This window comes from Acinetobacter sp. Marseille-Q1623 (assembly GCF_902809895.1).
GTDB lineage: Bacteria > Pseudomonadota > Gammaproteobacteria > Pseudomonadales > Moraxellaceae > Acinetobacter > Acinetobacter piscicola_A.
The window spans coordinates 1,973,114-1,989,322 of sequence record NZ_CADDWG010000001.1 but is presented as its reverse complement, the minus strand read 5'-3'; the positions used below and the strand labels follow the sequence as shown (position 1 = coordinate 1,989,322).

17 protein-coding genes are annotated in these 16,209 nt (G+C 37.4%); 10 read left to right on the top strand and 7 right to left on the bottom strand.

The window, feature by feature from the left end; all coding sequences use genetic code 11:
* Nucleotides 1-114: 114 nt before the first annotated feature.
* From HUV91_RS09455 to HUV91_RS09435, 5 genes are all read right to left on the bottom strand, one after another.
* Nucleotides 115-909 (bottom strand): tetratricopeptide repeat protein, encoded by a 795-nt coding sequence (locus tag HUV91_RS09455; RefSeq protein ID WP_130074011.1) that lies wholly within the window; start codon nt 907-909, stop codon nt 115-117.
* A gap of 289 nt (nt 910-1,198) precedes the next feature.
* Nucleotides 1,199-4,138, bottom strand: coding sequence for a VIT domain-containing protein (locus HUV91_RS09450; protein ID WP_174493230.1), 2,940 nt, complete (start codon nt 4,136-4,138; stop codon nt 1,199-1,201).
* A 195-nt stretch (nt 4,139-4,333) separates the two neighbouring features.
* Nucleotides 4,334-5,032: a DsbC family protein gene (locus HUV91_RS09445; RefSeq protein ID WP_174493229.1), complete on the bottom strand. Its 699-nt coding sequence runs from the start codon at nt 5,030-5,032 to the stop codon at nt 4,334-4,336.
* Between the two features lie 98 nt (nt 5,033-5,130).
* Nucleotides 5,131-5,460 (bottom strand): low molecular weight protein tyrosine phosphatase family protein, encoded by a 330-nt coding sequence (locus tag HUV91_RS09440; RefSeq protein ID WP_174493228.1) that lies wholly within the window; start codon nt 5,458-5,460, stop codon nt 5,131-5,133.
* On the bottom strand, nt 5,457-5,819 hold the full coding sequence (locus HUV91_RS09435) for a hypothetical protein (RefSeq protein WP_228721853.1): 363 nt from the start codon (nt 5,817-5,819) through the stop codon (nt 5,457-5,459). The genes HUV91_RS09440 and HUV91_RS09435 overlap by 4 nt, the downstream gene beginning before the upstream one ends.
* A gap of 101 nt (nt 5,820-5,920) precedes the next feature.
* On the opposite strand from HUV91_RS09435, the gene HUV91_RS09430 reads away from it, so the two are divergent.
* Both HUV91_RS09430 and HUV91_RS09425 read left to right on the top strand, forming a co-directional pair.
* Nucleotides 5,921-6,166, top strand: a complete 246-nt coding sequence (locus tag HUV91_RS09430; RefSeq protein ID WP_174493227.1) for a hypothetical protein — start codon at nt 5,921-5,923, stop codon at nt 6,164-6,166.
* 260 nt (nt 6,167-6,426) lie between these two features.
* Nucleotides 6,427-7,605, top strand: a complete 1,179-nt coding sequence (locus HUV91_RS09425) for a PQQ-dependent sugar dehydrogenase (RefSeq protein WP_174493226.1) — start codon at nt 6,427-6,429, stop codon at nt 7,603-7,605.
* 111 nt (nt 7,606-7,716) lie between these two features.
* Here the strand turns inward: HUV91_RS09425 and HUV91_RS09420 are convergent, their stop codons facing one another.
* On the bottom strand, nt 7,717-8,337 hold the full coding sequence (locus HUV91_RS09420) for a hypothetical protein (protein ID WP_174493225.1): 621 nt from the start codon (nt 8,335-8,337) through the stop codon (nt 7,717-7,719).
* Between the two features lie 57 nt (nt 8,338-8,394).
* Nucleotides 8,395-9,117 (bottom strand): YgfZ/GcvT domain-containing protein, encoded by a 723-nt coding sequence (locus HUV91_RS09415; RefSeq protein WP_174493224.1) that lies wholly within the window; start codon nt 9,115-9,117, stop codon nt 8,395-8,397.
* 234 nt (nt 9,118-9,351) lie between these two features.
* Between HUV91_RS09415 and acnD the strand changes: the two genes are divergently transcribed.
* From acnD to HUV91_RS09375, 8 genes are all read left to right on the top strand, one after another.
* The gene (acnD, locus tag HUV91_RS09410; protein WP_174493622.1) at nt 9,352-11,970 is read left to right on the top strand and encodes a Fe/S-dependent 2-methylisocitrate dehydratase AcnD; all 2,619 of its coding nucleotides are present in this window, start codon (nt 9,352-9,354) and stop codon (nt 11,968-11,970) included.
* 81 nt (nt 11,971-12,051) lie between these two features.
* The gene (locus HUV91_RS09405; protein WP_228721852.1) at nt 12,052-12,591 is read left to right on the top strand and encodes a hypothetical protein; all 540 of its coding nucleotides are present in this window, start codon (nt 12,052-12,054) and stop codon (nt 12,589-12,591) included.
* Nucleotides 12,592-12,708: 117 nt separating this feature from the next.
* Nucleotides 12,709-13,284, top strand: coding sequence for a hypothetical protein (locus HUV91_RS09400; protein WP_174493222.1), 576 nt, complete (start codon nt 12,709-12,711; stop codon nt 13,282-13,284).
* Between the two features lie 262 nt (nt 13,285-13,546).
* Complete coding sequence (locus HUV91_RS09395; RefSeq protein WP_174493221.1) at nt 13,547-13,909, top strand: hypothetical protein; 363 nt, start codon at nt 13,547-13,549, stop codon at nt 13,907-13,909.
* 137 nt (nt 13,910-14,046) lie between these two features.
* Nucleotides 14,047-14,283 (top strand): zinc ribbon-containing protein, encoded by a 237-nt coding sequence (locus HUV91_RS09390; protein ID WP_174493220.1) that lies wholly within the window; start codon nt 14,047-14,049, stop codon nt 14,281-14,283.
* 112 nt (nt 14,284-14,395) lie between these two features.
* Nucleotides 14,396-14,974, top strand: a complete 579-nt coding sequence (locus HUV91_RS09385) for a DUF4126 domain-containing protein (RefSeq protein WP_174493621.1) — start codon at nt 14,396-14,398, stop codon at nt 14,972-14,974.
* A gap of 178 nt (nt 14,975-15,152) precedes the next feature.
* Nucleotides 15,153-15,359 carry a hypothetical protein gene (locus tag HUV91_RS09380; RefSeq protein WP_130073999.1) on the top strand — a complete coding sequence of 69 codons (207 nt, stop codon included), beginning with the start codon at nt 15,153-15,155 and terminating at the stop codon, nt 15,357-15,359.
* A 108-nt stretch (nt 15,360-15,467) separates the two neighbouring features.
* Nucleotides 15,468-15,809, top strand: a complete 342-nt coding sequence (locus HUV91_RS09375; RefSeq protein ID WP_174493219.1) for a hypothetical protein — start codon at nt 15,468-15,470, stop codon at nt 15,807-15,809.
* The last annotated feature ends 400 nt before the right edge of the window (nt 15,810-16,209 follow it).

Here is a 16,209-nt window from a genome sequence, read left to right as displayed (position 1 = left end):
AATACGAGAATGGATTTTTAAATAATTTTTATTTTACAATGCATTATCAAGAAAAAATGGCAGTCAATTTGACTGCCATTTTAAAAGATTTAAGTCTATATGATATGGGGATATCTATTTTTTTGCAGGATTCGCAGCTTTATTGGTAATCATTTTATTGATCGCTTCAACAGCTTCTTTGGCTGTAGGCACGTTTTGTTTGGCTAAAGCTTCATAAATTCTTTTTGCTTCAGGTAAATTCTGCTCAATGATTTCGCCTTTTACCATCATATTTGCCATTGCTAACAAAGCAGGAATATAGCCTTTTTGTGCAAGTGTTTGGATGGACTTGATGCCTTGCTGTACAGATTCGATTTTCTTATTTTTAAATCCTTGGCTAATGTCATACAGTGCTTTAGCGTGGATCGCTTGCATATTCCCTTTTTTAATTAAAGGATCTAACTTTTGCAGTGCCAATTTGTCTGATTCTGCTTTGTCTTCAGAGAAAAGTTGTACAGCATATTCGACAGTGGCATCGTCATAACCTTGTTTTGAGGACTTCTCTAAGTATTGGCGGACTTTGTTTTGATCGACTTGAACGCCTAATTCACCCGTTTGATAGGCTTTAGCAAGTGCATAACTTGCAACTGAATAGCCTTTGTCAGACGCTTGTTGATAGTATTGCAAGGCTTTTTTAGTGTCAACTGTAGTACCTTGACCTGCTTGAGTTAAAAATGCCAAATTATATAAAGCTTGTGCATCACCTGTTTTAGCAATGCTTTCAAGTTCTTTATAGGCTGCGTTAAAATCTTTCTTTTGAATCAGTTGTTCAACTTTTGCAAATTTGGGATCGACAGATGAGGCTTGTGGTGCTGCAAAAGCAGTTACACAAGAAAAACTGAGTAATGCAGAGAGTAGAATTTTTTTCATTGATACATAACCTTATTGAAGCATTTCTTCCTGAAAGAAATTTTGTAGTTTTCGTGGATTCATCATAAGTGCTCTAAAAATAAGATGTAAAGCCTTAAAAGGCGTGTTTTTCTTTAATTTTTGTATGGTATTGTGAGGCAAACAGATGAATAGGTGTGAAAATGTATACAAAATATTCTGTTTTTAAATATTTGTTATTTAATGTTATTTTTAAGAATATATTGTGTAGGTGACAACATCTATTCAAAAAAGTGATTATTAAACAGATGTTGTACTTCACAATGGCTTCTTAATTCACCTTAAATTTACCAATCAATACTGCACCATCTTCACCTGTTTGCAGTCGATCTTTGGTCATTTTCACTCGTAAAATTTCTTCGCTTTGTTTTGAGGTTCCCCAATCACGAATTAAGCGCACAAATGCAGTCGTCGGTCCAGTCACGATTTGCTGACGGTCACCATAATAATGTGCTTTGATGCTGTATTCACCTTTCATGGGTTGCCTTAACCAAAATGCTTCAGGACCATAACCCCCTGTGAAATCATTGGAAATTTTACCGCCTTGTGCACTATGACGATTTGAGTAATAGGTTTTTTCCTGATTCGGGTCGATCACCCACAAATCCATATCTGAATTATCACTGTCCCATGTCAGTACCACACGAATTCCCACAGGTAGATTACGAATTAATTTTTTGTCGATGTCTTTGATCGCAGGGCTGTTTGGTGCTTTGGCAATAAAGTTGTTTAATTCATCTACAGCAATTAAATGAATACCACCAAAACGCTGATCCCATTCATGACTTACCACATGGTACATGGTGTGAATTGCATCATCATATTGTTTGTTTTCTGCATAGGCCAAAGCAAGATCACGCCAAGATTGTGGCTCTTCTTCTGCCATGTTTAAAACTTTTTGATAAATCACAATCGCATCTTCATATTGTTGGAGCAACATGAGCTGCTGACCCAATAATCGTAGAACATGACGATTTTCCAAATTTAATTCAGCTAAATTTGAAATGACCAAAATGGCTTCATCATGTAAGCCTTTTTGCTTAAAAATCTCCGTAACAGTTAAATAAAATGATGGATTGTTTAAGTTATTTTCACGTTCATCTAAATAGATTTGGTACGCTTGTTGTTTCGATGCTTTTTCTAAACGTGCGACATAGGGCGCGTCATCTTTCCACGGCTGAATCTCAATCGTAATATTTTGTGGTGTATTGCTGCTGCGTTGCTGTGCCTTTTGACTGCGGCTTTGTAAAACTTCTCTTGTTTCGGTTGCAGCCGCAACTGAATCTGTCGCAATTGCATCTGCTGCATATTCAGCAGAGACAGGTGCGGGCATTTGAGGAGCAGGTGCAACTTCAACTACAGGTGCATTGGCCATTTTTTCGGCATGACTTCGCTTGATTTTTTGTTTTGGAAAATCTTTTTCCCACCAATGTTGATGTTCTTTATATTCATCAATACTGCGGGCAAGAGCTTGCTGCTGTTTTTGCTGCATACTTTGTTGTTGAGCAGTGATGCGTTGTTCATACTCCGCTTTTAAGCTTGCAGGTGGTTGAATTTTATATTGCACATAATCATCTAAATTTTCTAAGACAATCAAAGAGGTGTTAGGCGTCACAAGGTTAAAGTCTTGTGCAAGGCTTTGAATGGCTTGTTCATTCAGCGTTGCTTGTGGCAGTAGTTGTGCGACTTTTTGTTTTGCCCAAAGTGCTGCGACTTGTTGACTGTTCAAACTGCTGTTAAAGGGCAATTGTAAAGTTTGTTGTTGCTCGCCATTGTTTAATTTTAGCTTTAAGGCGGCTTGATCCCCGACCAGGGGTGAATATTTGCCAAACACGCGCACAATTCCATTTTCAGGAAAATACGATGGAATATATAATTCACTGATGCCATTACCATCGACTTGAATTAAACGGCTTTGATCATGGAGTAGGGCATGTTGTGCTTGTTTAAACTCATTTGTATTTTGCCAAAATAGATATTGCCCATGATTTTTTTCGGCAAGTTGACGTAATTGTTGATGATCTAAGTTCAGGGCATTGCCTTGAATCGTATATAAACGTTGCTTGTCATTGAGTTGAATGTTTTGTTGCAGACCATAGTTGTCTAAGCCATCACTAAACAATAAATATTCTTGAATATTACTGTTGTTTTTCCAGCCAGAAAGATGCGTTGCTCCATCGTATACTACATTTTCCAAGAACTTTTTCAGTGCTGACCAATCACTATTTTTAATTTTAAAGCTTTGTGGTGCAGAGGCTTTATAACGTAACAGAGTTAATTCAACGGTCGCATTTTGTATCTTTTGAAAATATGCATCGAGTAAGGCAAGTTCACTTTGTAGATCACGTTGTCGAGCAGACAAAGACGCATCCCATAAAATGCCAATATTTTCTGGTAACGGACGTGCTTGTAACATATCCACAACAGGAATTTCGGCATAAAAATAATCAGCATTTTTAAAATGTTGTGTAAATAGTTGGGCTTGTTGATTGCTAGGAATCAAAATATCGATGTGTTTGAGATCGGTGAGTTTCGGATTTGTAAGCGTTGCACGATATTCATTTTTTGCGTTGCGAGTAAAGGTTAACTGCTCACTTTTAGGTATATTTTCAACACCTTTTATGCTGATCTCAAGCTGATAATTTTGCACTTGATTGGCAAATTGTAAGGGTAAGCGATAGCGTTTATCTTGTGAACTCTGGCTTAACGCTTCTTGGTAACGAATACGAACCGTGCGCGTACCTTGTGCAGGAATTGGGTAGACTCGCAGCTTAAAATTATTGCCTTGAGTCTGTTCAAGCAAAGCAGGGTCTACATTACGCCGTTCAATGGCTTCAAACACTTGCTGTCCTTTGGCTTTGGGCACAGGTACAGCATCACGCATTTCACCATTGATGTCCAAAGCCAGCGCCGTAATTTGTTGACCTTCTTGCAATGGGAACTCTAAATTTCCTTCTAGTGGTCGCGTATTCGGATTATATAATTGCATTTCCACGGTTGTTTCAGCTAAACCATTGATGATTTCCACTTGTGTTTTGACACTTTTCAGTTGCATTGCTGTTTCATTTTTTGCTGTGATAATTTGAATGGAGCGTGGCATGATTTCAACGGGTGAGGTAGCAATACGAGGCTCTATCACTACGTCTTTGGCAGTCGAAAAAGTCAATGGTGTTAGGCTTAAGATTACGCAGGTGATTAGATTTTTTTTCATCGTTTTAAGTTCTTGAAAATAAAGGTTTATGATGTTTTTTTACAGCGAAAATAATCAATAAAAGTATGAATGTATGAAAATAATTTTACAGGTGTCAGAGGTTAAATATAACTGAAAAAATAAGTTTCGAAAATGATATTGTGATTGTAAAAAAGGATGGTGAAGCGTAGGTGAATCGTCACCATCCTAATAGTGTTATTTTAGAATTTTTTCTAAGTCTTCTGCACTACGAATACCCGAAATACGAGTACCATCTTTTAAGAAAAAGGTCGGTGTACCCTCAACTTCAAGTTGCTTGCCTAAATCTGCGATTTTCGTGATGGGTGTAGCACATACTTTATGATTTGAGGGTTGTTTTTTCTCAAGTGTATAGTCGAGCCATGCTTGATGTGGGTTTTTTGAACACCAAATTTGGTTAGCAATATTCACTGCATTAGGATGCAAAGTTGGAATTGGATACAAGAATAAATACACAGTCAAGTTGTCAATTTTTTGCAATTCATGCTCAAATTTTTGACAATATGGACAGTCAGGATCACTAAATAAATAGATGACACGTTCGCCTTTGCCTTTGACTTTTTTAATGGCTTGGTTCAGTGGAAGTTGGGCAATGTCTATTTTACTTAAAACTTGCATACTTTCTTCTGTTAAGTTTTTTTGCTGTTTTAAATCAATTAGATTTCCGACAAAAAAGTATTTTGCATCATCGGTGGTATAGACAATGCGCCCACCCATATAGACTTCATAGATATCTTTCACAGCAGATGTTCTGACAGACTTAACTGCAATATCTGGGAAATTTTGTTTAAGATTTTTTTCTACGGTTTTAATGTCTGCATGACTTGCAGTCATGGCAAAAAAGCTCAGACTCAGCGCAGTGAACCACGTTTTCATAATCAATCTCGAAAAAATATTGGTTGGATATTGGCGTAGTTATTTAAAAAAATATAGCCTATTCCTGTAATTATTTGATTGAGAAAAATTATTAAAATTTATGCAAAATCATCTAAGTAGGGTGGCACAACATCTTGCAAAATTTCAACTAGCGCGGCATCCATATAGTGATAGTCATCAGGAATGTCGAGTACAATGACTTTCTTATGTTGCAACTGTTTGGAAAATTTTTCTTTGATATTTTGCTTATGCTTTTGTTCCATCACAAAAATAAGATCTGCCCAAGCAATATCTTTGGATGAAAGGGTATGTTTCGCGTGACGACTGGTACCTGCCGAGCGAGTTTTAATGCCATAGCCCACGGCAAAGACATGCTCTGCGGTGGGACTACGCCATTGGTTACGACTACAAATAAAAAGAATATTCAATTGATAGAATTCCAGTATTCATGTTGAGCATTGAGCCGTCGTTGTTGAGGTGAGATTCGTGGATATTCAAAGCCTAAATGCATGGCTCTTTTTAGTTTAAATGGTCGTCCTGCCATGAACTTAAATTTCTTTTCAGGCTTAAACATTGAGGGATGATGTCGAGCATCCCGTCGTAGATGAGTATATTTGTTTTTACGTCGCCATGCTCGGTTACGTTTTGGGGGGTGTGGCGGTGCTTTGGTTTGCTCTAAAACTAAATAGTGAGTGTCCATTATTTTAAAAATCATGAGTTGATCGGGTTCAGCAGCCGCGATAACACATGATGTGGCAATTTTATCGGCATCCTTCGCTTTAGACAAGATTGAAATAGAGGAATGACCGCTTTTGTTGCATGTTCAAATAGGTTTTTGCTGTAGATTTTGGTTAAATTCCCCTATTCAATTGAACTGTAGAGTAGAGCATGTTTATTAAAACCATTAAGCGCAATTATTTAAAAGTGCTTGAAGATGAAAGTATTGCAGATGCAGATAAAATTGATGCTTTATTGATGAAATTGGGCAGTGAATATCTGATCAGTAAAGAAGATCGGGTTTATATTTTTCAAAAAGGCGATTTGACGGCAAAATTTGATGCAAAACATGCCCGTGCTTATCATTTTAAAGACTATGTTTGTAAAGATATGAATAAGCTGTTTCATGGTTTTTAAGAGATGAATATTTACTTTAACTGAGTCAAATCATTGAGTTGAGCGGTAAAGTAAGCTTTGCGGCTCACTGACTTTAAATCGAGATATGACACACTGATGTAGATGCATGCTTTAAAATTGTAAACTTGATTTTTAATTTATTTTAAAATTATATAAAACAATCATATAGCTTGATTTTTTCTTTTTTAAAAGAATCTTGTGATCTGTTGTTCATTCAGTTTATATTATAAAAATTCATATTGAATCAGATGAATGCAATAATGATAAAAATACGTTCAATATTACTCATCAGCTTAGTGTATTCAACAAGCATTTTCGCTGAGCAACCCCAATTGGTTCCACACCCAATTCACTTGAAAAATGGTCAGCAATTTTCCTTAAATTTACCTGCAAATTACGAGATTATTCCTGCTGCGGAAGGCTTAAAACGTGTACGTTTTTTTGCTAAATCTCCAGACGGTAGAATGTTTGTCACCGATATGTATGACCTGTCTGATAATAATAAAGGCAGTATTTATATTTTAGATGAATGGAATCCACAAACAGGAAAGTTCAGCAAAATCACACCTTATCTGACAGGTTTAAAAAATCCAAACTCAGTACAATTTTATACAGATGCGGGCGGGCAGGATTGGATCTATATTGCAGAAACCCATCAACTCACCCGTCGTAAATTCACGCAAGGTGAAATAAAACCTTCGGCTAAGTCTGAAGTTCTGGCGACTTTTCCTGATTATGGCTTAAGTTATAAATATGGCGGATGGCATCTGACACGAACGATAGCAGTTGGTGGCAATGGTAAAATTTATGTTTCAGTCGGTTCAAGTTGCAATGCCTGTGTAGAGAAAGAACAAGTTCGGGCAACTGTTTTGGAAATGAACCCTGATGGTTCAGAGCAGAAAATTTATGCTTCAGGTTTACGTAATGCAGTGGGTTTGAAATGGATTGGCAACTTTTTATTTGCCACCAATCAAGGCTCAGATCATTTAGGGAAAAATAAACCTGATGAAACATTTTATGCACTAAAAGCGAATACTGATTATGGTTGGCCATCTTGTTATTCAGCGGGTGGAAAAGTTTTTGCAGACCCTAAGTTTAAACGTGCCTCAGGCTGTAAAAATGTGCCATCGCCTTATGCCTATTTCCCATCGCATTCTTCTGCCTTAGGTTTTGATTATTTTGATGATCCGAACACGGATGACACGATTAAAAATGCTTTTTTAGTCGCATTACACGGTTCAACCGATGCAAAGATTGGTCATGGTTATAAAATTGTGATGATGCGTAAAGGGCAAAAACTTGAAACCTTTATGGATGGTTTTTTAGTGGGTAAAAAAGTAAATGGTCGACCTGCTGATATTTATAAAATTGATGCAAATTCATTTTATTTTTCCGATGATCGGGGTGGGGTGGTTTATTATGTGAGGAAGAAAGATTAGTCATCAATTTTAGAGGCTATTTTTGTCTATTTTCAATTACATATTAGATGCTTGTTAAAATATACTCGTAGAACTCTTAATTTTGATTTGAAAATGACTTTCATAATTGCTCTATTTGAAACTAAAAAATAGATTATAAAAAATCGAATTCCTCATGAATTGATGAGCAGCTTCCTTGCCTTTGGAGTTGTAAATTTCTTTTAGCAAAAGTTTTTGTTGCTGTTCTACTGTTTCTAAATTTTCATATGGGATTTTACGGATTGATCTTGCTTGACGGATGGGTATTAAATTTTTTCGGAAATTTTTAAAACACGTATAGATTTCATTTGAAAAATATGGGGTGGTATTGTCTGAGCAGAACTCAGATAAAGCGAGATGCAATAACCATTGATTCCTTTTAGGAGTATGTTGTATAGCATTGTTGATCGTATTTTTGTAGCTTGGATCAGGTGCTAAAAAACATAAAAAGGCGGCAATGATTTTTCCTTGCCATCCATATTTTGACATTAAGTCAGTTATGACATCTTCATCAATAATGCTCAGAGATTTATGTAAAATATAATAAAAATCTAAAGGTTGATATTTTAAATTTGGATAAGCAGTTAAAATATTGCTTAGTTCATCAGCGAGTTGAACATGATGTAATAAAAATGGAAGAGCTGTTTGATGACGAGCTAATGTTAAATAAGGTAATTGAAATAAAAAAGATAAATCAGCAGGCGCACATTTCATAATGATCATCTACTTTGGAAAAGAAGATCACGCTTTTTTTCACGTGATCTATGTTTTTTAAACAGGACGAGCCACATCACCACTTAAACTTTCAGGTAAGTCTAAAACAGTCACTTCAAGCTCAGCCAAAGCTTCAGGTCGAGCCACCACAAGCGCAATAAAACCATTTTCAAAAGCAGTGCTATTGACCACTTGAACGCCTTTATTCAGTTGCTCAGCTTGAGCAGGAGCAGCACCTGAACCTTGAATCACATGTAACCATGCTTTCGGTTTTGCTTTAAACCAAAGACGGGCAATCACTTCCTGACCCAAATAACAGCCCTTGTCATAATTGACACCACCACGTTGATGTAAACGGAGTTCTTGTGGTTGAAAAACACCTTCAATCGTTTGATCAATATAAGCTTGACCTGTTTGAATCGCAGCAATTTTCCATGCAGAGATATCAGTTTCAACGTCAGAAAAGTGAGTTGTCGTGCCATTCACTGTTGGAAAAACATGTCCAACTTGTTCAAGTTTCATCTTAGAAAAAGCACCATATTTTTTAATATGTTTGGCAAATTCCTCAGCCTGATCTTGCGTCGTTACGATCTCAAACTCTTCAGGATTACGTTTTTTAAGCCATAAACCAAAGTGAATACGACCTTTCAAATCACAAATTGCTGTGTACTGGTTTACATTTTCAGCCAAAGCTTCAACATTGACAGTGACTTGTCCTTGTAAGAATTTCAGTGCATCGACACCAATTAAAGTAAACGAGGAGAAAGCTAAATTGCTCATGAATTGCTCACTTATCTTAAATCTAATACTAAAGAATTAAGCTTATTTTCCGCTATTTTTATAAAAAATGCACATTTCAGAAAAATAAATCGAGCAATATGTTACCAAATATTTCTAAAACCCCTATTTTTATATATAACTATATGAAATATAAAAGATTTGGGAAATGGCTTTTCGACAGTGTACTATTCAGCCATTAGAACGCAGTACAAAATGATGCAAGAGGCACACGTAATGAATAACAACTACCGCAAACCCCTGCAAGGTACCCAGCTCGAATATTATGACGTGCGTCAAGCCGTAGAAGATATTCAGCCAGGCGCATACGCAAAACTTCCATACACATCTAAAGTCTTGGCAGAGCAATTGGTACGCCGTTGTGACCCAGCCATTCTCGAACAATCTTTAAAAGAACTCATCAACCGTAAACAAGACCACGATTTTCCTTGGTACCCTGCACGTGTGGTATGTCATGACATTCTCGGACAAACAGCACTTGTAGACCTTGCAGGTTTGCGTGATGCGATTGCAGACCAAGGCGGTGACCCATCTAAAGTCAATCCAGTCGTTCCGACTCAGTTGATTGTAGACCATTCACTGGCTGTAGAATATGGTGGTTTTGACCCAGATGCCTTTGAGAAAAACCGTGCGATTGAAGACCGTCGTAATGAAGACCGCTTCCACTTCATCGAATGGACCAAAACAGCATTTGAAAATGTCGACGTGATCCCTGCGGGTAACGGCATCATGCACCAAATCAACTTGGAGAAAATGTCTCCAGTGATTCAAAACCGTGGTGGTATTGCATTCCCTGATACCTGTGTGGGTACAGACTCACACACACCACATACCGATGCATTGGGTGTGATTTCAATCGGTGTGGGTGGTTTAGAAGCAGAAAATGTAATGCTGGGTCGTGCTTCTTGGATGCGTCTACCTGACATTATCGGGGTCGAGCTTGTTGGTCAGCGTCAAGCAGGCATTACCGCAACCGATATCGTTTTGGCACTCACTGAATTCTTGCGTAAAGAACGTGTGGTTGGTGCGTATTTAGAATTCTTCGGTGAAGGCGCAGACAGCATGTCAGTGGGTGATCGTGCAACGATTTCGAACATGACACCAGAGTACGGTGCGACAGCAGCGATGTTCTACATCGACCAAAACACGATTGATTATTTAACCCTAACAGGTCGTGAATCTGAACAAGTCAAATTGGTTGAAACTTATGCCAAAGAAATTGGTCTTTGGGCTTCTGATATGAAGCAAGCGGAATACCCACGTGTACTTCGTTTCGACCTTTCTACTGTAACGCGTAACATCGCAGGACCATCAAACCCACATGCACGTGTATCAACAGCTGACCTTAAAGCCAAAGGTATTGCAGGTAATTTAGAAGCGGCTAAAGCTCAAGAAGCTGAAGGCTTAATGCCTGATGGCGCAATCATCATTGCAGCAATCACCTCATGTACAAACACTTCTAACCCACGTAATACTGTTGCAGCAGGCTTACTTGCACGTAAAGCAAATGAGCTTGGCTTAGTACGTAAACCTTGGGTGAAAACTTCTTTTGCACCGGGTTCTAAAGCGGCTGCGTTGTATTTGGAAGAAGCAGGTGTATTGCACGATTTAGAAAAATTGGGTTTTGGTATCGTGGCATATGCATGTACAACTTGTAATGGTATGTCAGGTGCGTTAGATCCAGTGATTCAACAAGAAATCATTGACCGTGACTTGTATGCAACCGCAGTTCTTTCAGGTAACCGTAACTTCGATGGTCGTATCCATCCATACGCAAAACAAGCGTTCTTGGCTTCTCCACCTTTAGTTGTGGCGTATGCGATTGCAGGTACGATTCGTTTTGACATCGAAACAGATGCGTTGGGTAATGACAAAGACGGCAACCCAATTTACCTGAAAGACATTTGGCCGTCTGATGCTGAAATTGATGCATTGGTGAAGGAAGCAGTGAAACCTGAGCAATTCAAAAAAGTGTATATCCCGATGTTTGATTTGGGTGAACGTGTTCAGGCAGCAAGTCCGTTATATGACTGGCGTCCGCAAAGTACCTATATTCGTCGTCCGCCGTATTGGGAAGGGGCTTTGGCTGCGCCACGTACTTTGGCAAATATGCGTCCGCTTGCGATTTTGGGTGACAACATCACCACGGATCATTTATCACCATCAAATGCAATCATGATGGATTCGGCAGCAGGTGAATACCTACATAAAATGGGCGTGCCTGAGGAAGACTTTAACTCATACGCAACGCACCGTGGGGATCACTTGACTGCTCAACGTGCAACATTTGCCAATCCGAAATTGTTCAATGAGATGGTGGTTCGTTCTGACGGTACGATCAAGCAGGGTTCTAAGGCGCGTGTTGAGCCTGAAGGCGAAGTAATGCGTATGTGGGAAGCGATTGAAACCTATATGAATCGTAAGCAACCGCTCATCATTGTTGCAGGTAAGGACTATGGCCAAGGTTCTAGCCGTGACTGGGCTGCGAAAGGTGTGCGTCTTGCTGGTGTTGAAGTGATTGTTGCGGAAGGTTTTGAGCGTATTCACCGTACTAACTTGGTGGGTATGGGCGTGTTACCGCTTGAGTTTAAAGCTGGAACGGATCGTAAAACGTTAAAGTTGGACGGTACTGAGTTGTATAGTGTGATCGGTAATATTGCACCGCGTTCTGATTTGACTTTGGTGATTGAGCGTTCGACTGAGAATGGTCAAAATGAAATCATTAAAGTGCCTGTAACCTGCCGTTTGGATACTGAAGAAGAAGTGCATGTGTATGAAGCGGGTGGTGTATTGCAACGCTTTGCACAGGATTTCTTGGAAGGGAATGTGGCTTGATAATTTAAGCTAAAAGTATTTGATATTGTTGTAAAAAGACCCTACATTGATGTGGGGTCGTTTTATTATAGAGTAAATAAGTTGAAGCAATTAAAAGAAGACTTTAAATTTTTAAAGGACATATCGAATGAGTTTTTTCAACAAGAAAAAATCGTTAATAAGCTTATAGAATTTGAAAAATTTGAAATCAAAGGATGGGAAATTTGGTTGCAAGTTGAATTTGCAATATTTATGTATAAACATGAGAAGATTTCTGTTGTTGAAAGAGAGGTACGGTTTGAATTTGATAAGCGTATATCCAAAGAAAAAGATATCTGCTCAATTGATTTCATGATTCGTCAAAAATATAAGCAAAGTTCAATTCCTTTAGAAATCAAACAGCATCAAAATATTTCTCACTGTATTCGTTACATGCTTAAAGATATGGAAAAATATGAAAAAATCAAAGGATCTAAGATATCTACTGATCGGTTTTTATGGTGTTTAGGTGTTCATCCTAAGCCACAAGATGATGCATATTTAACTAGGCTTGTAAATGAAAATAAGTTTAGGGAAATTAATCTAGATTTCGTATATTCACAACATATTGAAGGAAGTAACTTCAGCTTTACATTGATTTGATAATGTTAACTTGATAAGGTTTCATAGAAGGGAAATATGTTTGAAATTTAAAGCTAAAAGTATTTGATATTATTAGAAAATATTCTCTGTTAAGTGAGTTTTTTATTGGCGGAAATAATGCATGTATTAGATAAATTTCTTAAGCAGGTTAGAGCTAGGTCAGCTGAAAATTTAAAATCTTTTAACTTGCTATATGATGCGTATTGTTATGGAGTTTGCATTGGGATTATAAGGCAAGAACTAGATAGTTTATTACGTGTTTCTTACTTAGTAGACCATAATAGCGGTTTTCAGTTAAGGTCGAATGCTTTGGATTTAGTCAAAAATAGTGTTGAATTTGGTGAGTGGAGATTTTTGAATGCTAATCAGAAAATGCAGAAAGTAAATGATAAGGAAATGATCAAACAAGGTGGTTGGGAACAGATTGTTTATAAGTTTGGGTGCGGTTTGATACATTTATCAAATAAACATTTATATCAAGATCTTGATCCCGTGATTATGATTGAAAATGAGCAAAAAGAAGAAATAATTCATTATCTAAAGACCTACCACCGATTTGAAAAAAACGAAGTGACTATGAATGATATTATTCAATATTTACCTGTGATTTTTCAAAAAATTTATGAGAATATTGATGCTCATATTGAGCAAATTATTTTGATCAATAATGAAACAAAAGTTTTCGAGGATTAAATTGGGACCATTAGAGGAAGGTAATGCCTGAAATAAAACCTTTCATGATTGGAGAGAGTTAATATATTTATCTTTCTGAGGAGTTTAATTCAAAGTTTCAGAGACCGAATTTTTAGATACTTGCTATGAGTCCCTTTGTGTGGAAAGGAGGTACTGAATAATAAGTTATGGCTCCAATGGAATTCATACCTACAAATTTTTTTTGTAGATGTAAAAGAGGTGAATTACTAAAATAAAGACAAGAATTCAAAGCGAACAACCCATGCCCAAAAAATCCCCCGAACAAAAAGCCGAAGAAGAACGTCGCTATATTTTAGCGTGTGGTGCTTCCAATACAGCCGAACTTGAACCATTTTTAACAGACCCGAATCAGGCAATCCGTGTTGTTGCCGCCATGAATCCCGATGCGGATGCTGAAATCCTCGACCGCTTTGCCAATGACAAATTTTGGGGTGTACGCATAGAAGTGGTGAATCATCCTAATGTCAGCGAAGCGACTTTATGCAGACTACTCGAAGCTAAAGTGAGTAAACGAGGCGTGGTTCATCACGCAGCGTATGAAAAATTAATTGAGCGAGGCGTATCCTTTGACGAGGACGGAATGCCAATATTGATGCAGAAATAACTTGAAACATATTTGACTACATAGGAAATTCAATTCATTTGAGTCTTTTTAAGCGAACAAAACAGCAAACATTGTAAAATATGTCACAAATTGAGCGAGAGTTGATAAAAAAAACGGCTTAAGTATTTTTTGCTCAAATGCCATCATCATTTGTCGAAATGACCAATAGACAAACACAAAAAACAGCCTATACTTTATTCACCATTTCTAAAAACCTATGGAGAACAAAAATGGTAATGGCTGGTCAAAAACCTGGAACAGGCTTCTATTTTTGTGTCAACTGCGGACACCGCACCTACTTAGAAATTGGTACAGATCGTTTACCACCGTGTACCAAATGCCTTGGCAATCAATTCAACAACAAGAATGCCTAAGCAGCACAAGCAAAACAGCTACTCCCTGTTTTAAAAAAAAGCCCTATTACTCAATAGGGCTTTTTGCTACCTTATCCATTCATCCATAAAAAATACAGGTAGACGCATGATGATCGAAACAATACTTAGCTTGTGCATTGGCATTGGATTAAGCGCTGCCTGTGGTTTTCGTGTATTTGTCCCATTACTTGTGATGAGTGTAGCATCCTTAACAGGATGGTTTGAGCCGATGAAAGGCTTTGAATGGTTGGCAATGCCATCGGTTTGTATTGGGCTTGCAGTCGCTACAGTCTGTGAAATTGGAGCTTATTACATTCCTTGGGTGGACAATGCGTTGGACACCATTTCTACACCTGCGGCAATGGTTGCAGGCACACTGACCACGATGGCGGTGAGCACAGGAGAAATGTCACCCTTTGCCAGTTGGGCAGCAGCAATTATTGTTGGGGGCGGGACAGCGTCAGCAGTACAACTGAGCACAGTTGCAGTACGTGGCTTGTCCACTGCAACTACAGGAGGAATTGCTAATCCTGTAGTGTCAACAGGTGAATGGATCAGTGCATTAGTGGTTTCAATTTTGTCCTTCCTTGTTCCTATTCTCGTGGTCATTGTGGGTATTATTGCCATGATTTGGGTGGTACGTTGGATTCGTTTAAAAAAGAAAAATAAGATAGCCTCAGCACCATTATAAATTGCCAATACCAATAAAGAGTTGGTCAACATATTTTGAAAAATATTGCATGATATTGATCTCGAAAAACATTTGATTTTTATCTAAAAACAGCATAATTTTTAGATAAATATATATCCATAATTTTTTTATGGGATTATTGAAAATAAAATCATAGTTCAGAGGTGATGGAATGGACATGCTTAAATTTATCATAGATGAAAATCCACTCAGTAATGGCGTCTATCAGTTACATAATGCAACGCAAGGATGTGAAGATTTGCCAAAAAATTATCATCAAATTTTAATTGGTTATTTTGCTGATGTAGAATTAGCACATAAACGTGCACGCATGAATTGGCCTAAAGAAAAAATACAAGCATGTCCAAAATGCTGCCAAAACTGAAGAAATCATGCTGAAAATGATCGATTTTTAAAATGTTCTTTTATCGGAAATAAAAACGATAATATAAGATAAGTTGTTAAAATCCACTTGTTTAATAGGAAAATAACAATGAAAACATTCGACTTAGTGGTACATACACCGAAAAATTTACAAGAAGGTGGCGATGAGTTTTTAGAAAAATTCACAGCCATTCAGGCTTTGATCAAATTTGACAGTATTGCTTGGCGGCAGCTTTTGGTACGGCAATTACAATTTAATAGTGAAAATGCGAGTTTTACGATTACAGATCTGCAAAGCCAACAAAGCCTTCGATTCACTTTAAACGCGTTTTCAAAATTAGATGATTTAGAGTTTAAAATTGAAAGTGATGTTGCCATTATCGTGCCACAAAAAGATGTATTTGGACTGATTACCCGTAAAACCAAAGATTATATTTTTTCAAAAAATTAGACTTTGCTACGGCAAGGCAGTATCTACTGTGTTTTTTAAATGCTGAATTACAACAGCTAGAGCAATTTTATAAGGACAGCCAGTCTAAATTGGCGCTTCATCTATAAATTTTGAAGAAAGAGAACTGTAGAAGATAGATAAAAATTCTGCTGAATTGAGATTTTACGCTGTAAAAAATGAGTAATTTTCGAATAAAAGGAAAAAAATTGGAATTAATCGAGTTTTTATGAAAAATATTTTTAAATTTATGCAAAATTGCCTGATCTTAGGAAATTAATCCCGTAGTCATTTGGCTACTATAAATCTCAAGGGTGTGATGGGATCGAAAAGAGTAGCCTGCTACCAGTTGCGTACAACGTGAGTGTAGTACAAATCCAAAAGATCTCGATTCGGCTTAGGA